The sequence below is a fragment of the Lacipirellula parvula genome, assembly GCF_009177095.1.
In the GTDB taxonomy this organism is placed as follows: Bacteria; Planctomycetota; Planctomycetia; order Pirellulales; family Lacipirellulaceae; genus Lacipirellula; species Lacipirellula parvula.
On record NZ_AP021861.1, the window covers coordinates 6,401,123 to 6,417,292 of the forward strand.

A 16,170-nucleotide genomic window follows, 5' to 3' on the forward strand; every position below is an offset into this window, starting at 1 on the left:
ACGCTCCGCGCGCCTCATGAATCTTGAGGTCCCCTCCCCTTGAGGGGGAGGGTTAGGGAGGGGTGACGGCGCCGGGTACCAGGGTTCCACCCCCTCCCCAGCCCTCCCCTCAAGGGGGAGGGAGCCAGAACATTTATGGAAGATGGCCCGGCTCGTGCACGATTAGCTCCTCTGCTCAAGGCTAGAAGAAACGCCGCACGAGTTGCAGCAACGCTCAACCGCGGGCCAAAAGATCACCCGTCCGGCAAGCCAAGTGGTACAGCAGCGTAATCGCCGCCGCCGCGTCGAGCCCAGCCAGCACCGCCCAGGCGAGCGATGCATCCATCGCCAGGTCGACTTCCGACATCACGGCCAGAATCCCCAACGGCGTGTAAATCAGAGCGGCCAGAATCAGCAGTTCCCGCCGCTGCGAGACGTTCAACACGGTCCCCCAGGCCACCAGCGCAATCGCCCCGGCCATCGGCACTGCCGACCAAAACTGAGCCGAGACGACGACCGCCACTCCTGCCATGAGGAGCTTGACGCCAATGCCGGATTCGGCCGCAGAATGAAGAGGGGCGTGAGCCATAACCTCATTCTGATTGCCCTTGCAATCGCGTCTAGAAAATTGCGGAAAAGTTCGGGTGACCGCTAAGGTCGGCCAAATCTCCGGTTGCTTGTGCGTCCGGCTCATCGCTTGGCGCCGCCGCCCCAAGCCGGAAGCATTAGCGCCTGGCGCCACTCCATGCGTTACAATCGGACCCGCAATGTCCATTGAACCGCAGCCAACGCCGCCCAGCCACGCCTACCGCTTTCCCCTGCGGACGCTGCTCGTCCTCACAACGACGCTCGCAATCATCGCGGCAATCGCCGGAACGTACTATCGCAGCGTCGAGAGCGAAGCCGCTCGCAACAAGCTCATCGGTTCGTGGTCACTGTTCTCAGTATTTGTGGCCGGGTCATTATTCGCACGAGGCTGGGAAGCGTGGCGAGCATCAGCGGGCCGAGAGGTGCGATACATCGTCCACGCGCGGGGCCGCCGCCGGCAAGGAAGATGGTCAACGATCTCCACCGCAGCCTGCTGCCTAGCCGTCGGCTTGTGGATCGCCGTGGGTTCGTACGGCGTCGTCTTGGAAACACAGCAAGGGTTTGGGCAACGGTCGCCGCTGATAGAATTCGCCCTGATTCCGCTCCACAACTTCGGCATCATCGGCGCCGCAACCTCCGCTCTGATCTTCTCCCTCATCCGCCGACCGATGTTTCTTTGCGAGGAAGGCGTTCCGCTAAGAAGCGACTACCTAATCCCCTGGAACCACATCGTCCATGCCGAGTGGCAAACCGACCGCCCGGCAACGCTCAAACTCCATCAAGTCACCGACGACGTGTATCTCGACGTGCCTATTGCATTGCGTGCTGAAATTGAGCAATTCGTTCGCGGAAAAATTCGGTTTATTGATAACTTGAGCGACTCCCCTCGAATCGCTCGGCCCCAGCGTCACGAAAAGACGCCCGCTTAGCGCCCCTCGATGCCAGAATGAGCATTGAACATCCTCAAACGCCGCTCGATCCCGTCGTCCGCTTCCGCATCCGTACGGTGCTGACGGTCACGACAATCGCCGCCGTTGCCGCCGCGACGCCGCTCCTTTTTGGCGCCTGCAACCTGCAGCCGTTCGCCCTGCCCTCCTGGCTTACTGGGGCGGCTTCTTGATGCTCGCGCTCCTCGGCGGATGGCACAACTGGCGGCTCGCCTGGCGCCATCTGCCAGAAGCGGGGCCAATCGCGCACATCGTCTGGCTTCGACGGCGTACGCAGCTGAGCGCCATTCACCACCCCGCCGCCCTCGTGTTGATCGCGGTGTGCCTGCTCATCTCCATCGGCGGCCAATCGTACGCCATCGCCGATCGCGGCGCCAATGGCCGGAGCCACTCGCTCGTCTTCACGGTGATCCAAGGCATGAGCCAAGGGTTTTTGTTCGGCGGCATACTGCTGATTTTCCTCCGCCGTCCCGCGTACCTCTGCGAAACTGGCCTCTCCGGCGGAATCTACGCCCCTTGGAAATACATCCGCCACGCCGAATGGCTGCCTAGCGACGAAGGCGTGATGAAACTCCGCCGCTTCGACGGCGACATCTATATCGACGTCCCCGCCCGCGAACGCGACGCCGTCGAAGCGTTCGTCCGCGCCAAAACCAAATTCATCGACGCCGCGCCAACAGTCCCCGAACCGCAACCCACCCCTTAGCCCCCGGTTCTTCAAACCGGGGGTCGCATCGCCCGCCAAACACATCAACCGCCGATGCCAACGTCGCCACAAGAACTTTCGGAACACGCGACCGCGTTTTTGTCCGACGCCGGCATCGCCCCCGGTTTGAAGAACCGGGGGCTAAATAACGTATCGCTGGGGCCCAAGTTCTCGCTGCGAACGTTGCTCCTCGTCACGGCCCTCGGCGCCGCCGTCGCGGCGGCGGCTGGGATAGCGTACCGCGCGGCGCCGGCCGGGTCGCGCGCGACGCTGCTGACCTGCTGGCTAACGATCGCTGCGGTGCACGTTTCCTATCTGGCGTTCCAATGGCGAGCGCACACGCGACGACTGACGCTGGCGGGCCCCATCCGCTTTACGTTGCAGCGTCCCGACCTTCGCAATGATTCGAACGCGGCGATCATCCTCGCCGCGTTTGTATTTGTCTGCTTCGCGTCGCTCCTGGTCTTGTCGCTATCCATGGCAGTTTTGTTCACACTGCATTCGATCGACATGCGGAGCGGCCCTGGAGTCGTCCCCACGACCTGTTTCGGCGTGATCGTCGGCTTCATGATGGTCGCCGCGATCCATTTTTTGTACCGACCATTCGCGCACGCGCGGCCAATCCTCTTGGGCGATCAAGGCGTCATCGTGCGACGCCGCGTTCTGCGCTGGCAGACGTTCAAGCGAGCATCGTGGCATCACCTGCTGCCAAATTGGCTGATGCTCTACGGCAGCGGGCGGAAGTACGCAGCCGCTGTTCCCGACGCGCTGAAGACCGAAGTCGAAGCCCTCGTCGCCGCGCGAACGCGTTTTGAGGTCGACCAAACAAAATTAGCCCCTGGTCGCTGAGCGGGGCCGACTTGGCGGCGTCAAAAACAAAGCCCCCGGTTTGAAGAACCGGGGGCTAAGCGTTGGCAATTTTGCTGGCACGTCGAACGCGGCGTTTACATCCCGCCCGCGTCCTTCTCCGGCGAAGCCGCGGCCGACGGCTCGTCCGCCTTGATCCGCGACGGACGCTTCGGCTCGACGGCCGTCCCCGGCACAATCCGCGCCCCAGAGGTCGTCTCGTCGATGATCTGCCGCAGCACCTCCGAATCGATCGTCTCTTGCTCCATCAGCGCCTTGGTCACCGCTTCGAGCGTGTGACGACGTTCGCCGAGGATGTGACGCACGCGTTCCAAGCCTTCGTCGAGAATCCGCTTCACTTCCTCGTCGATCTCACGCGCCGTTTGCTCGCTGTGCGTGCTGGAACGGCCGAAGTCGCCGCTGCCGGCCAAGAACGGGCTGCGGTTGCTCTCGCGGAAGTTGACGCGGCCGAGGCGGCTCATGCCGAAGTCCATCACCATGCTGCGGCCGATTTCGGTCGCACGCTCCAGATCGTTCTGGGCGCCGCTGCTAATGTCTTCGAAAACCATTTCTTCAGCGACCGTACCGGCGAGCAACACCTGAATGCGGCTTTCCAGTTCGCTCTTGGTCATCAGGAACCGATCTTGCTCGGGCCGCTGCATCGTGTAACCGAGAGCAGCGAGACCGCGCGGGATGATCGAGACCTTGTGCACCGGGTCGGTATTCGGCAGCGAGTAAGCAACGAGCGCGTGACCGCTTTCGTGGTACGCCACCCGCAGCTTTTCCTCGGGCTGCATGATGCGGCTTTTCTTTTCGAGACCGGCGCTCGAGCGCTCCACCGCTTCGTTGAGTTCCTTCATGCCGACCGCCTTCTTGCCGTTGCGAGCGGCGAGCAAGGCGGCCTCATTGACGATGTTCGCGAGGTCGGCGCCGACGAAGCCGCTCGTGATCGCAGCGACCTGCTTCACGTTGACGTCTTCATCGACTTTGATCTTCTGCAAGTGAACTTCAAGAATCTCCTCGCGGCCCGACACGTCGGGACGATCGACCAACACGTGGCGGTCGAACCGGCCTGGACGCAGCAGCGCGGGGTCGAGCGTTTCCGGACGATTCGTCGCGGCCATGATGATAATGCCGCTGTTCGTGCCGAAGCCGTCCATCTCCACGAGCAACGCGTTGAGCGTTTGCTCGCGTTCGTCGTGGCCGCCGATCTGGCCGCTGCCACGGGTCTTGCCGAGGGCGTCGAGTTCGTCGATGAACACAATACAGGGGGCACGCTGCTCCGCTTGCTGGAACATGTCGCGGACGCGGGCGGCGCCGACGCCAACGAACATTTCCACGAAGTCCGAACCGCTGAGGCTGAAGAACGGCACGCCCGCTTCGCCGGCGACGGCCTTGGCGAGCAACGTCTTACCCGTACCAGGAGGGCCCACCAGCAGCACGCCCTTCGGAATGCGGCCGCCGAGGCGATGGTAACGTTCCGGGTTCTTGAGGAAGTCGACCACTTCGCGCAGTTCGTCGACGGCTTCTTCGATGCCGGCGACGTCGTCGAAGGTCACTTCAATGTCTTCTTGAGCGATCAACTTCCCGCGGCTGCGACCGAACGCCATCGGCGAACCGGCCCCGCCCATGCGTCGCAACATCACGATCATCAACATCACGAACATGCCAGTCAGCACCAGCACGGGGATGTAGGCGATCAGTTGGCTTGGTTGCTCGTCGTTGCGGTAGTCGGGAATCTTATTATCCCGCAGCAGGTTGAGAACTTTGGGAGCCAAGTAAGGCTGCGACGCGACGCGGAAGCCAGTCGGCGTGTACTCGCTCCAACCGGTGCTGGGGTCGAGAATGCTCTCCTTACCCCCTTCCGCGCCCTTGCGCTGCTGCGCCATCACCGTGCCGGTCACTTCGGTCGAGCCGACGTAAATGTTCGTCGGCTCTTTCAATCGCCACTGAATCGACGGCTTCACCGACTTGTCTTCGTAGGTGATGTAGCGATCGGCGTCTTTCGGCGCATCGGGATTGCTAGCGACGATCAAGTGGTCGAAATCGCTCCAGCCGATCGTCAGCTTGTTTTGCGTCTGCCAGACGGTGACGAGCAGGAGCAGCAGCACGCCGAGGCCGAGCAGATACCACAACATGTTGTTGTTCTGCGGCGGGGCCTTCTTGTCGGCAGGCTTCTTGGGAGTCTTGGAAGCGTCCTTCGGTTGATCCATGGATCGATGCCTTGGCAGGAATAGCACGGCCGTTTGAGTCAGCCGCGAGGTGGGTCGAGTTTTTCAAAGCCGCCATGCGGAGGCGGCTAAATGGTACGGCAGCCGCCTCGATCGGGGCAATCACCGCCCCGGCGAAGCTCAGCCGCCGCTCTTAACTATTGGTAGGATAGCACTTGCGGCGCGGAAAGGGAGCCTCCCCGGGCCGCCGGCGACTCCCAACGCGGGTTGTCGCGATTCTCGGCCACCCCTAAAATGCTGCGTCCCGATCGACGCCTTGCGGGGCGGCAGACGAGATCGCCCGCCTGCCACCCCAGCCGGCACTGCTGTCTCGCCGACGCTCCTCCTACGTCGATCCCCGCGGCATGGTGCGGCTGCTTTCCCGTTTCCAGGTGCGATTCGAACGATTGTTCCTATCAAACCGAAAACGTCAGCGGCTCGCCGCGCCTGCATGTAATCACAAGTGATCCATCCATCGGTAAGCGAGGACATGCGACGATCTTCCCTCTGGTTCCCTCCCCTTGAGGGGGAGGGTTAGGGAGGGGTGATTGAAGCGTGTACCAGAGTTCCACCCCCTCCCCAGCCCTCCCCTCAAGGGGGAGGGAGCCGGAAGAGACGAGTCTAGGCCGCAGCTTCGGTTCACACCGTTTCTACATAACCGAAATTGAGAGCGCGTCGGCCCGACGCACTGCAATCCGCCACCACCTTGCCCTGCACCCTTATGCCCTCCTCCCCGAAACGCGTCGCGGTCTTCGGCTCCACCGGCAGCATCGGCACCAGCGCCCTCGACGTGATCACGGCGAGCCAGGGACGGCTGCAGGCGGTGGCGATTTCAGCCCACTCGAAGCTCGACGAACTCGTCGAACAAGCGAAAAAACACCGCCCCTGCTGGGTCATCGCCTGCGACGCCCGCGCCGCGAAGCAGTACGACTGGTCCGACCTCCCCAAAGAGTGCGAACTCCTCACCGGCCCCGACGCACTCGTCCGCATTGCCGGCGAGCCGGACGTCGACGTGCTGCTCGCAGCGATCGTCGGCGCCGCCGGCCTCGCGAGCACCTGGGCCGCCGTCGAAGCCAAGAAAACCGTCGCCCTGGCGAATAAAGAGACGCTGGTGATGGCCGGCGAACTGATCGGCGAACTTGCCCGTAAGTCTGGTAGCCCGTTGCTGCCCGTCGACAGCGAGCACAGCGCCTTGTTCCAAGCCCTCCAGGCCGGCCAGCCGAGCGAAGTCTCGCGGCTGATCCTCACCGCCAGCGGCGGGCCGTTCAAACACCTTTCCCCCGTCGAACTCCAACAAGTCACCGTCGCCGAAGCGCTGGCCCATCCCACCTGGCAAATGGGCCCGAAAATCACCATCGACTCGGCGACGATGATGAACAAAGCCCTCGAAATCATCGAAGCCCGTTGGCTCTTCAACATCGAAGGCGAACGGATTTCGGTGGTCATCCACCCGCAGTCGATCGTCCACTCGATGGTCGAATTCATCGACGGCTCGGTGGTTTCGCAAATGAGTCCTCCCGACATGCGGCTGCCAATTCAATACGCCCTCGAATACCCGCACCGCGCCCCCGGCGTCGCGCGGCGGTTCGATTGGCGGCAGCCGTTCAAACTCGAATTCGAACCGCCCGATCGCGAGCGCTTCCCTGCGCTCGCCCTCGGCGAGGAATGCGCCAAATCGGGCGGCACCACCGGCGCCGTGCTGAATGCCGCGAATGAAGCGGCTGTAGGGGCCTTCCTCGACGGTGAGCTACACTTCACGGAAATCGTGCCAGCATGCCGCAGCGTGCTCTCGGCGCATCACTTTGAACCAAACCCGACGCTCGATGCGCTGTTGAAGCTGGATCGCTGGGCGCGGCAGGAGATATCTCGGTGGGTATGTGCTTGATCGCGGCGATGGACTTCGCCGCCCTGGGTAACTTGCTGCTCGTCATCCTCATGGTCGCCGCCGGCCTCGGCGCCGTCATTTTCGTCCATGAGCTCGGACACTTCGCCGTCGCCAAAATGTGCGGCGTCAAATGCCCCAAGTTTTACATCGGCTTCGACGTCCCCCTCGGCAGCATGATTAACAACATGCTCGGCCGCGAAGGCGAGTTCAAAATCTTCGGCATCGGCATCCCGCGCACCATCGGCCCGCCCATCACCATCGGCGAAACCGAGTACGGCATCGGCATCCTCCCCCTCGGCGGCTACGTCCGCATGCTCGGCCAGGACGACGATCCCTCGAACATCAACGAACAACTCCGCGAATCCCAAGTCGCCGGCAACTCGCCCGACTCGAAAACGATCATCGGCCCCGACGGTAAGAGCTACGTCGTCGACCGCCGCAGCTATCTCGCCAAAAGCGTCCCGCAGCGGATGGCGATCATCTCCGCCGGCGTCATCATGAACATCATTTTCGCGTTCATCTTCGCGACGGTCGCGTTCAAGATCGGCGTCCCCTACGAACCGTCGTTTGTCTCGCGCACCGCCCCTGGTTCGCCCGCCTGGCGCGCCGCGATCGTCCCCGGCGACGAAGTCGTGCAAATCGACGACATCGTGAAGCCCTCGTTCGCTGAAGAACTCATGGGCAGCGTCACGCTCGGCGACCTGGAACATGGCTTGCCGTTCGTCATCGAACGCGACGGCAAGCAAGTCAAGTTGCAACTCGTCCCCGAGCAAGGCGAAAAGCTCGCCCGCGTCGGTCTGGCGAGCGGCCGCTCGCTGCAACTCGGCCCGCCGGCCATCCTCAGGGCGCACACCGCCGCCGCCCAAGCCTCCCCCGCGTTCGAACTCGGCGACGAAATTCTCGCCGTCGACGGCGCCCCCGTCGCCAACTACGCCGAATACCTCTCCGCGCTCCTCAAGAAATCCGACAAGCCGGTCACGCTCACCGTCCTCCGCGGCGGCAAGCGTCCCGCCGACAAGCCCGAAGCCGCTCCCGAAGGCGGCGAAAAGATTGAGATCATCGTCCAGCCGGAACTCGAACGCACCACCGGCCTGGTGATGCAAATGAGCAAAATCACCGCGGTGCAAGACAACTCGCCCGCGGCGAAGGCTGGCCTCAAAGCCGGCGATTTCATCGAACGCATTGTCGCCGCCGACGACGACGCGGCCGACGACGCTCCGTCGCTCACTCGCGATCCCTTCACGTTGCCGGCAGCCCTCGCCGAACTCGGCGACGCCGGCAAAGAAATCAAACTCACTGTCCGTCGCGGCGCCAACGAAGAAGGCCGCCAAGGAACCGAAGAGCTGACGATCCCGCTGCGCAGCGTCGACTGGGTCGAAGAACCGATCGCCAACAACGATCCCATCTCGGCCCCGGCCCTCGGCGTCGCCTACCGCGCCCTGACCGTCGTCAGCGAAGCAAAGCCCGGCAGCCCCGCTGCGGAAGCCGGCCTGCAAGAAGCCGACGAACTGCAATCGGTCGAGTTCATCCCGCCTGCAGACATGAAGGACAAACCCAAAAAACTCACATTCGACTTGAGCCAAGGCGATAAGAAGGACGGCTACGGCCTGCCGTCGATTCTTTCCGAACTCCAACTCTTCCCGCCTGGCACGCAGCTCAAGTTCACCTACAAACGCGGCAGCGAATCGCTCGACGCGACGCTCACCCCCGTGGCGAGCGAGGACGTCTACTCGGTCGAACGCGGCATCCTCCTGCAGCCAATCCAACGTATCCGCGTCGCCGAAACCTGGAGCGAAGCCGCCCACCGCGGCCGCACCGAAACTGTCCGCTCGCTGACGATGGTCTACCGCTTCCTCAGCAAGCTCGGCAGCGGCCAAGTGCCGGTAACGATGCTCGGCGGCCCGCTCACCATCGCCCAAGCCGCCGGCTACTCGGCGTTCCAAGGCTGGGGCAAACTGCTGATCTTCCTGACGATGCTCAGCGCGAACCTCGCGGTGATCAACTTCCTGCCGATCCCGATGCTCGACGGCGGCCACATGGTGTTCCTCGCCTGGGAAGGCCTCCGCGGCCGCCCCGCGAACGAACGCGTCGTGATGACAATGCAAACCGTCGGCTTCGTTTTCCTGATCTCGCTGATGCTATTCGTCTTCACGCTCGACATCACGCGACTGTTCTCCGCATAACGCGAAGCGCCCCTAGCCCCGGGCTCTGCCCGGGGGTCGGTTCCCATTCCGATACCGGCTAACCCTGGTGGTGGGTGGCCCTGGTTGGCGTACCCGCCTACCAGGGCGGCGCAGCCGCAAGAGGCGCAATTTCATCGGAGTTCAACCTCGACCCCAGGGTGATCGCGCAGCAATCCGCTTCACGCCAGCTGTCGAAACCACTCAACATTGACGAGCACCGAGTTGCGGATCGCACTGCGAGCCGCATCGCTCGCCTCTACATAGGCCCGCAGCGCATGGCTCAACTCCACGAGCCGGCCCGGAGCCGTCTCGGGATGCGGCGAATGCGTTCGCCCCGCTGCTGCGCGAAAGCTGAAGTGGTACGAGACTCCGTCCAGCACAACGCTTGACGGCAATGCGTGCCGCACCCGCCGCATCATCTTTTCCCAAGCGACCTTCATCCCGTCGGCCAGCGCGTCGTCAATCTTCACGCGAACGTTGTCAACGTCCACCTCCTCAGTTCGCTCAGGCGGCCATATTGGCGATTTCGCCGTGCGCAGCGACAACATGAAGCCCACGCGCTTCACGTCCAACAGCAACAGCGCCCACTCAGGCTCGAAGGAAGGGAGACAAACGACGCTCAACTGCGGCCGATCATGATGACTCTCCGTTACCAGCAACGTCCGAGCGATCTTGCCGTAATAATTCTCTTTGTACGACGTGCCCACGATCTCAAACGGCGAATCCTCCGGCTGCAAACATTCGCCACCAACGAATCGGCTCGCTTCGCGCACTAGTTCCGACCGGACGGCGGACTGCAAAGGTTCAGGCACGTAGGCCAACATTTCCCCCGCATCTTCTACGGTCGCCAATGTCGCAATCTGATTCGCTGCCTCTTCGAGGCCAAAAATGCCTTGCGCATGGTAAGCCAGTAACTTCTCAAGCTGCGTGCGAGATCTCTCGTTCATCGTTGTCGTCACTCAAGAGGAGGCGGCGTGCTGATAATCGCAAAACATGAGCATTAGAGCGAGAGTTTAGCCTTTCGCTCATACCATCTCCTCTACGCCAGAGCGTGTCGATGCTCTGCGCCGACGCGCCAGCCGCGTTGATCACGCAAAGTCGCTGGGGTTGATCAGCGGTACAATTGGCGAAAGAAACGGGTCGTCAAATTCCATTAATTGCCCTGACGCCAACCTCCACACTCGGAACTCGTTTGTTCGATCGACGCCGCCTCGTCCATACCGCTTAGAAACTCCATCGTCCTCATCGTCGTGCAAGTAAAGGAGTCCGTAGGACCCAGTTCCGTTCACAGCAAGCCACTCCATAATCCTCAGAGACGTTGGCGATTTGCCTCGGTGATTACGAGACGAAGCGAAGGTCAGCACGCCTCGAACATTGTTCAGCGCCCGCTGAAAGCTCCACGAAAGCATGCCGTCGTCACACTCGGCCATGAAGGCCTCAAATCTATCGAAGAGTTCCAAGTCAGCTCGATCGCAAGCGTCGTCGATAACATTGAAAGCCTGTGACCACTCTTCCGCTCCCATCGAATCAAAATTCAACGTCGCAAAAGGCTCGCGAGACGATCGCACGACAGCCCACCCAACGGCGAACAGCATCACAATGCTCCAATCTAACTAGAGAACATCAACGGTTCTCTATACTCCAGCGCAGCGCTGATATCGAAAAGCAACTTATCCTGGGCGCCTCCGTCGACTCGACAATCGCGTCCCCAAAGAGGTTGCGGATCACTAAGCCGCGTCCTCAATCGGATCGACCCACCGCTCGATCTCTTCACGTTTCCGCAGATCAACGATGAGGCCGCTGTTCCAATCGACCATCAGCAACGGAAACGCACCGCCCAACTCGACTAGTTTCTCGATCAACTTGGAGTAGCTTCCCCGCCCCTGCCCGAAGAACCGCATAGCCACGACGGTGACCGTTCCAACGTGTTCTTGGCCGTAAAAGAAGGCCTCTTCCGACGCTTCGAACAAGAACGATCCGTCGACCTTCGCAATCGTAGTGACATCTGAGCTTTCTCTTATAAGCGGCAGGTCATGGCGGCGCCACGATTTGAATAGCTTGCTCAGTTCCTCAAAGGGCAACTGAATGCTTGGCAAACCCTCCAGATGGTCGCGGCGAAGATAAATGTCGGCCCAACCTTCCCCCTCCCATCGTTCGACTTTGAACTTCTCGATGGCCGCGATTTCATCCTGAAGATCATCGCGAAGAGACGTCGGCAGGAACTCAATTTGCCGCCAATCGTCCTCCTCAACATGGAATTCCGGCAGATCCTCGGTCGCATCTAGGTCTCGCGGTTCGCATGTTGCGGGCCGCGCATCGCAAAGAGTGGGCGTCGCGAACCTCACGAAGTGCGTGGGCGCCTGTCCCAAATTCTTGAGGGGTATCCGCTCATCGCTCGCTCGCTTCATCTCGCGTTTCAGCATGATGAATATCGGGGTCAAAATCGCCGCCAGAACAACTCCGGCGAACAGCAGTGCGGTCAGAAATTCGAAGAATACTCTCACGCATCAGGCCCAAGGTTTGCCGATCAGTCAATCGCTAATATTCGGCCGCGCAATCATTGCGTCTACGCTAACAAATCCAAAAACTTTTGTGTCGAAACTAGGCCACCCGTTCTGCTAGGCTCGATCTCAATCAGAACTGCGCGCTGTCCACAATCAGCGATGAAGCATCAACCGCTAGCCGGAGGGCCACGCCCTCTGGGCTGCAGCGCGCACGATTCGCCATCCCAAACGAGCCGCCACCGGACCGCGTGGCGATCCGGCTACTACGCCGCCTAGAACAGAACGCCTTGCAGCAGCATGTTCACCGCAGCAACCAGAAAACACACTGTCGCGACATCTGTCGCCGCCAAGCCGGCGCTAAACGCCACCGCAGCAACAACTTAGATTTATGTCGCCAAAAACGCGATACGCGACAAAAAGCGACTGACGACAGAAATCTGGGTAGCCCTGGTTGGCGTACTCGCCTACCAGGGCGGCGCAGCCGCGAGAGGCCCAACACTGAACGGCCTCCTGCGGCTACGCCGCCTCGGTAGCCGCTCCGGCGGCAACCGAGGCCACCCATCTTCCATTGCCAACAATGCCAGCGATCACTCGGCCAACTCAAGCACCACGACCGACTTCGCCGGCAACTCCACCGTCAAACTTCCGTTCCCGACCTTCGCACCAGCAAACTCACGAGGCGTCACCGCATTGAGATCAGTAAACGTGTTATGAGCATCCAGTTTGTCACCCGTGAGCACCCGCCCCGTCGCCCCCTTCGCGGCGACGCCGGCGAGTTCGCACGTCACGGTCACGGCCGCCGTCGGATGAACATTCACCAGCGACACATGCACCTTGCCGGCCTTATCGCGCGACGCCGAGGCGCTCACCGCCGGAATCGCCTGATCGCCGTGGCGATACTCGGGCGACTTCAACTCCAGCGGCAGCCGCGTCGCGTCTTGATGCACCTTGTACATCTCGAACACATGGTAGGTCGGCGTCAGCAGCATCTTGTCCCCCTCGGTGAGGATCATCGCCTGCAGCACGTTCACCACTTGCGCGATGTTCGCCATGCGAACCCGTTCGCAGTGATCGTGAAAGATGTTGAGGCTCAGCCCCGCCACCATCGCGTCCCGCAGCGTGTTCTGTTGGAAGAGCGCGTAGCCTGGCGTCCCCGGCTCGGCTTCGTACCACGTTCCCCACTCATCGACGAACAAGCCGATCCGCTTCTGCGGGTCGAACTTGTCCATAATCGCCTCGGTGTCGTCGAGCGTCTTCTCCATCGCGAGCGAATCGCGGACGATCGCGAACCACGCCGCTTCGTCGAACCCGGTCGCCGGCCGCTTGCTGTTCCACGGCGCCGCGAGGGTGTACTGGTGGAGCGACAGCGCCTGCATCCGCCCGCCGATCCGCTCCATCACGGTGCGGGTCCAATTGCCGTCGTTGCCGTTCGGCCCGCACGCGACGCGCGTGAGCCGATTGCCGGAAAGATCGCGACAGAATTCCGCATAGCGGCGATAAAGATCGGCGTAGTACTCCGGCCGCATGGCGCCGCCGCAGCCCCAGTTCTCGTTGCCGACGCCGAAGAACTCGATCCGCCACGGTTTTTCATGACCGTTCTTGCGGCGGAGGTTCGCCAACTCGCTATCGCCGTCGAAGGTGAGGTACTCGATCCAATCCCGCATCTCCTCGGGCGTGCCGCTGCCGACGTTGCCGGCGAGGTACGGCTCGGCGCCGAGCAACTCGCACAGCGCCAAAAACTCGTGCGTGCCAAACGCGTTCGTCTCGACCTCTTGCCCCCAGTGAATGTTGATCGTCTGCGGCCGCTGATCGACGGGGCCAATGCCGTCGCGCCAGTGGTAGTCGTCGGCAAAGCAGCCGCCGGGCCAGCGGAGGTTGGGGATCTTCAGATTTTTGAGCGCCGCGATGACGTCGTTGCGAACGCCGCCCGTGTTCGGAACCTTCGAATCAGTCCCCACCCACAGCCCATCGTAAATGCAGCGGCCGAGGTGCTCGGCAAAGTGCCCGTACAAGTGCCGGCTGATCGTCCCGCCGTTCTGATCGCCATGAATCACCCCCGTGGCGGTAAGCGGCTCGGCGGCCCTCACGGCAAATGGAGCGACCAGCGCGAGTCCAACGACAAACAACGAACGAGCGAGAAGCGTCATCACTTGGTCCTGACGATGAAAAGGAGCCGCTACCACCCGCCGGCGGGAGAGCTCCCGTCGACAATTGCGAGCCAGAACCTGCGAGTTTCAACCGCCGGCGCCAGCGGGTCAAGCAGCTTTCACCGGCGATTTCCGGCCACGCCGAAAGACTTGAACCGCCAAGGACGCCAAGATCGCCAAGGTAAAACGAGGGGAATGGAACCGCAGATAAACGCCGATGAACGCCGATGAACGCAGATCAGAGCCAGCCGACCTCCGCATTTGTCAGCGTTTATCGGCTTTCATCAGCGGTTCCGCCTGTCCCCGCTCTTCCCCTTGGCGATCTTGGCGTCCTTGGCGGTTAGTCTTCGGATTTCCCCCCACCGGAATTGGCGTTCCGCCGGAAACCACCTATCATTGTGAAGGCTTTCACAAGGTCACTCCTCTTGTCCGGGCGGTTCGACATGGCAAAGCAAGGTCCGCGGAAAAAGGTTCCGAAGGAGTTGGCGGTCATCAACGCCGACAACTGCACCGGCTGCGAGTCGTGTCTCGAGGTCTGCCCCGTCGACTGCATTGTGCTGATGAAGGTCGATCGCGGCATCGTGAAGGGGACGCAGCAGTGGTGCGAGATCGACCTCGAACGCTGCGTCGGCTGCGAAGTCTGCGTCCACATCCCCGGCAAAAAGTCGAACCCCTACGACCTGAAAGTCTGCCCCTGGGACGCCATCGAAATGGTGCCGACCGAACTGGTCGCCACCGTGGTCGCCGAAATCGGCGGCCCGCCGGAGTACATCCAAGAAAATTGGGACCGGCTCGTGGGGACTGCGCAGCAATTGGCCGAACTCCGCGCCGGGGCCTAACGGCTGCTCTGGGCGGTTATTTCCGCATCAATTGTGGGAGGGGTCTCCGACCCCGATGCCGCGTTGCGCCACCGCTATCGGTCCGAAGTAGAGACCGCCATCGGCGTCGGAGACGCCTCCCACAACCGCACGGCGCCCGTACCACTGACCACTGACAACTGACAAAAAATTTCTCCCCCCTGTCGATTCCGGCTCCAGGCAATCGACTACTAGACAAAGGCCCGATTCGCGGGCGAAAAATTCAACGCACAACCGTCCACGGGAGATAGCAGCATGTCCAGCGCCACAGGAACCGTCCGCTTGCACCGCGTCCTCCGCGCCCCTGCCAACCGCGTCTACAAGGCCTTCGTCGATGGCGACGCGATGGCCCGCTGGCTGCCGCCGCATGGGTTCATCGGCCAGGTTCACGAGATCGACGCCCGGGTCGGCGGCGGTTACCGCATGTCGTTCACCAACTTCGGCACCGGCTCGGCCCACAGTTTCAGCGCGAAGTACGTCGAGCTCGTCCCCAACGAACGAATCGTCCACACCGACCGCTTCGACGCCCCCGGCCTGCCGGGCGAGATGAACGTCACGATCACCTTCAAGCCGGTCCTGTGCGGAACCGAACTAAACATCGTCCAAGAAGGAATCCCCGCGGCGATCCCCACCGAAATGTGTTACCTCGGCTGGCAAGAATCGCTCGGCCAACTGGCGAACCTCGTCGAGCCCAGCATCCCCGACGGCGAGTAAGCGGCCGAATCGATATCGGCGATGCGGAAGGTCTCAATAGTTTGTGGGAGGGGTCTCCGACCCCGATTACGCGTTGAGTAACAAACATACAACGAAGCGGTAACCGCCCTCGGCGTCGGAGACGCCTCCCACAATTTCTTTCCTCAACAATCAAACCAATTACCGAATAGCGAGTCTGCAATGAACGTGAAAAAAATCATCGGCTGGGTCCTGAGCGTCCTCATCGCGGCGATGATGATCTTCCTCAGCGCCCCTGGCAAGTTCATGGACTTCGAGGGCAAAGAAGAGATGTTCGCCAAGATGGGCTGGGGCGTCGAGATAATGAAGACGATCGGCGTCATCGAGATCGCCGTGGCGATTCTCTACCTCATCCCCCGCACCGCATTCGTCGGCGCCGTACTGGTGACCGCATACCTCGGCGGCGCCATCTCCACCCATGTCCGCGTCAGTGACCAGTTCATCTTCCCGGTGATCATGGGCGTACTGGTCTGGATCGCCCTCGGCCTCCGCGACGGCCGCGTCTTTACTGCCGCCTTCACCGCCCCGCCGAAGCCGATCTCCGACTAGCAACTCCGAAATATCTTCTGGCCCCCTCCCCCTTGAG

The 16,170-nt window shown here is 61.8% G+C and carries 15 protein-coding genes; 9 read left to right on the forward strand and 6 right to left on the reverse strand.

The features are described from left to right. Positions 1 to 214 precede the first annotated feature (214 nt). Positions 215 to 568 (reverse strand): hypothetical protein, encoded by a 354-nt coding sequence (locus PLANPX_RS24960; protein WP_152101348.1) that lies wholly within the window; start codon positions 566 to 568, stop codon positions 215 to 217. A gap of 178 nt (positions 569 to 746) precedes the next feature. Between PLANPX_RS24960 and PLANPX_RS24965 the strand changes: the two genes are divergently transcribed. From PLANPX_RS24965 to PLANPX_RS24975, 4 genes are read left to right on the forward strand one after another with little or no spacing between them, the layout of a single operon-like run. Next, the gene (locus tag PLANPX_RS24965; protein WP_152101349.1) at positions 747 to 1,496 is read left to right on the forward strand and encodes a hypothetical protein; all 750 of its coding nucleotides are present in this window, start codon (positions 747 to 749) and stop codon (positions 1,494 to 1,496) included. A gap of 17 nt (positions 1,497 to 1,513) precedes the next feature. Continuing rightward, a complete protein-coding gene (locus PLANPX_RS27580; protein ID WP_172992320.1) occupies positions 1,514 to 1,687 on the forward strand; it encodes a hypothetical protein in 174 nt (57 codons plus the stop codon). Further along, complete coding sequence (locus tag PLANPX_RS24970) at positions 1,687 to 2,220, forward strand: hypothetical protein (protein ID WP_152101350.1); 534 nt, start codon at positions 1,687 to 1,689, stop codon at positions 2,218 to 2,220. Before PLANPX_RS27580 ends, PLANPX_RS24970 begins: the two co-directional genes overlap by 1 nt. A 54-nt stretch (positions 2,221 to 2,274) precedes the next feature. Continuing rightward, the gene (locus PLANPX_RS24975) at positions 2,275 to 3,069 is read left to right on the forward strand and encodes a hypothetical protein (RefSeq protein ID WP_152101351.1); all 795 of its coding nucleotides are present in this window, start codon (positions 2,275 to 2,277) and stop codon (positions 3,067 to 3,069) included. A 95-nt stretch (positions 3,070 to 3,164) separates the two neighbouring features. On the opposite strand, the gene ftsH is transcribed toward PLANPX_RS24975, so the two are convergent. After that, positions 3,165 to 5,279 (reverse strand): ATP-dependent zinc metalloprotease FtsH, encoded by a 2,115-nt coding sequence (gene ftsH, locus PLANPX_RS24980; RefSeq protein WP_152101352.1) that lies wholly within the window; start codon positions 5,277 to 5,279, stop codon positions 3,165 to 3,167. 718 nt (positions 5,280 to 5,997) lie between these two features. Between ftsH and dxr the strand changes: the two genes are divergently transcribed. Further along, the gene (dxr, locus tag PLANPX_RS24985) at positions 5,998 to 7,161 is read left to right on the forward strand and encodes a 1-deoxy-D-xylulose-5-phosphate reductoisomerase (protein WP_152101353.1); all 1,164 of its coding nucleotides are present in this window, start codon (positions 5,998 to 6,000) and stop codon (positions 7,159 to 7,161) included. Next, positions 7,152 to 9,344, forward strand: a complete 2,193-nt coding sequence (locus PLANPX_RS24990) for a site-2 protease family protein (protein ID WP_232536440.1) — start codon at positions 7,152 to 7,154, stop codon at positions 9,342 to 9,344. Before dxr ends, PLANPX_RS24990 begins: the two co-directional genes overlap by 10 nt. A gap of 179 nt (positions 9,345 to 9,523) precedes the next feature. Here PLANPX_RS24990 and PLANPX_RS24995 read toward each other — a convergent pair whose 3' ends face one another. From PLANPX_RS24995 to PLANPX_RS25010, 4 genes are all read right to left on the reverse strand, one after another. Then, on the reverse strand, positions 9,524 to 10,291 hold the full coding sequence (locus PLANPX_RS24995; protein ID WP_152101355.1) for a hypothetical protein: 768 nt from the start codon (positions 10,289 to 10,291) through the stop codon (positions 9,524 to 9,526). A 141-nt stretch (positions 10,292 to 10,432) separates the two neighbouring features. After that, on the reverse strand, positions 10,433 to 10,939 hold the full coding sequence (locus tag PLANPX_RS27845) for an Imm7 family immunity protein (protein WP_198421812.1): 507 nt from the start codon (positions 10,937 to 10,939) through the stop codon (positions 10,433 to 10,435). 132 nt (positions 10,940 to 11,071) lie between these two features. Further along, complete coding sequence (locus PLANPX_RS25005) at positions 11,072 to 11,767, reverse strand: hypothetical protein (RefSeq protein WP_152101356.1); 696 nt, start codon at positions 11,765 to 11,767, stop codon at positions 11,072 to 11,074. A 668-nt stretch (positions 11,768 to 12,435) separates the two neighbouring features. Then, positions 12,436 to 13,995, reverse strand: coding sequence for an alpha-N-arabinofuranosidase (locus tag PLANPX_RS25010; RefSeq protein ID WP_152101357.1), 1,560 nt, complete (start codon positions 13,993 to 13,995; stop codon positions 12,436 to 12,438). Between the two features lie 443 nt (positions 13,996 to 14,438). Between PLANPX_RS25010 and PLANPX_RS25015 the strand changes: the two genes are divergently transcribed. The 3 genes from PLANPX_RS25015 (at position 14,439) to PLANPX_RS25025 (ending at position 16,133) form a co-directional block, all read left to right on the forward strand. Then, positions 14,439 to 14,834 carry a 4Fe-4S dicluster domain-containing protein gene (locus PLANPX_RS25015; RefSeq protein ID WP_152101358.1) on the forward strand — a complete coding sequence of 132 codons (396 nt, stop codon included), beginning with the start codon at positions 14,439 to 14,441 and terminating at the stop codon, positions 14,832 to 14,834. 273 nt (positions 14,835 to 15,107) lie between these two features. After that, a complete protein-coding gene (locus PLANPX_RS25020) occupies positions 15,108 to 15,566 on the forward strand; it encodes an SRPBCC family protein (RefSeq protein ID WP_152101359.1) in 459 nt (152 codons plus the stop codon). A gap of 180 nt (positions 15,567 to 15,746) precedes the next feature. Further along, positions 15,747 to 16,133: a DoxX family protein gene (locus PLANPX_RS25025; RefSeq protein WP_152101360.1), complete on the forward strand. Its 387-nt coding sequence runs from the start codon at positions 15,747 to 15,749 to the stop codon at positions 16,131 to 16,133. Positions 16,134 to 16,170 lie beyond the last annotated feature (37 nt).

Excerpts from the sequence above, each read along its gene's own strand:
- PLANPX_RS24960 (WP_152101348.1), bottom strand. The coding sequence starts at position 568 with ATGGCTCACGCCCCTCTTCATTCTGCGGCCGAATCCGGCATTGGCGTC.
- PLANPX_RS24965 (WP_152101349.1), top strand. The coding sequence starts at position 747 with ATGTCCATTGAACCGCAGCCAACGCCGCCCAGCCACGCCTACCGCTTT.
- PLANPX_RS27580 (WP_172992320.1), top strand. The coding sequence starts at position 1,514 with ATGAGCATTGAACATCCTCAAACGCCGCTCGATCCCGTCGTCCGCTTC.
- PLANPX_RS24970 (WP_152101350.1), top strand. The coding sequence starts at position 1,687 with ATGCTCGCGCTCCTCGGCGGATGGCACAACTGGCGGCTCGCCTGGCGC.
- PLANPX_RS24975 (WP_152101351.1), top strand. The coding sequence starts at position 2,275 with ATGCCAACGTCGCCACAAGAACTTTCGGAACACGCGACCGCGTTTTTG.
- ftsH (WP_152101352.1), bottom strand. The coding sequence starts at position 5,279 with ATGGATCAACCGAAGGACGCTTCCAAGACTCCCAAGAAGCCTGCCGAC.
- dxr (WP_152101353.1), top strand. The coding sequence starts at position 5,998 with ATGCCCTCCTCCCCGAAACGCGTCGCGGTCTTCGGCTCCACCGGCAGC.
- PLANPX_RS24990 (WP_232536440.1), top strand. The coding sequence starts at position 7,152 with ATGTGCTTGATCGCGGCGATGGACTTCGCCGCCCTGGGTAACTTGCTG.
- PLANPX_RS24995 (WP_152101355.1), bottom strand. The coding sequence starts at position 10,291 with ATGAACGAGAGATCTCGCACGCAGCTTGAGAAGTTACTGGCTTACCAT.
- PLANPX_RS27845 (WP_198421812.1), bottom strand. The coding sequence starts at position 10,939 with ATGCTGTTCGCCGTTGGGTGGGCTGTCGTGCGATCGTCTCGCGAGCCT.
- PLANPX_RS25005 (WP_152101356.1), bottom strand. The coding sequence starts at position 11,767 with ATGCTGAAACGCGAGATGAAGCGAGCGAGCGATGAGCGGATACCCCTC.
- PLANPX_RS25010 (WP_152101357.1), bottom strand. The coding sequence starts at position 13,995 with ATGACGCTTCTCGCTCGTTCGTTGTTTGTCGTTGGACTCGCGCTGGTC.
- PLANPX_RS25015 (WP_152101358.1), top strand. The coding sequence starts at position 14,439 with ATGGCAAAGCAAGGTCCGCGGAAAAAGGTTCCGAAGGAGTTGGCGGTC.
- PLANPX_RS25020 (WP_152101359.1), top strand. The coding sequence starts at position 15,108 with ATGTCCAGCGCCACAGGAACCGTCCGCTTGCACCGCGTCCTCCGCGCC.
- PLANPX_RS25025 (WP_152101360.1), top strand. The coding sequence starts at position 15,747 with ATGAACGTGAAAAAAATCATCGGCTGGGTCCTGAGCGTCCTCATCGCG.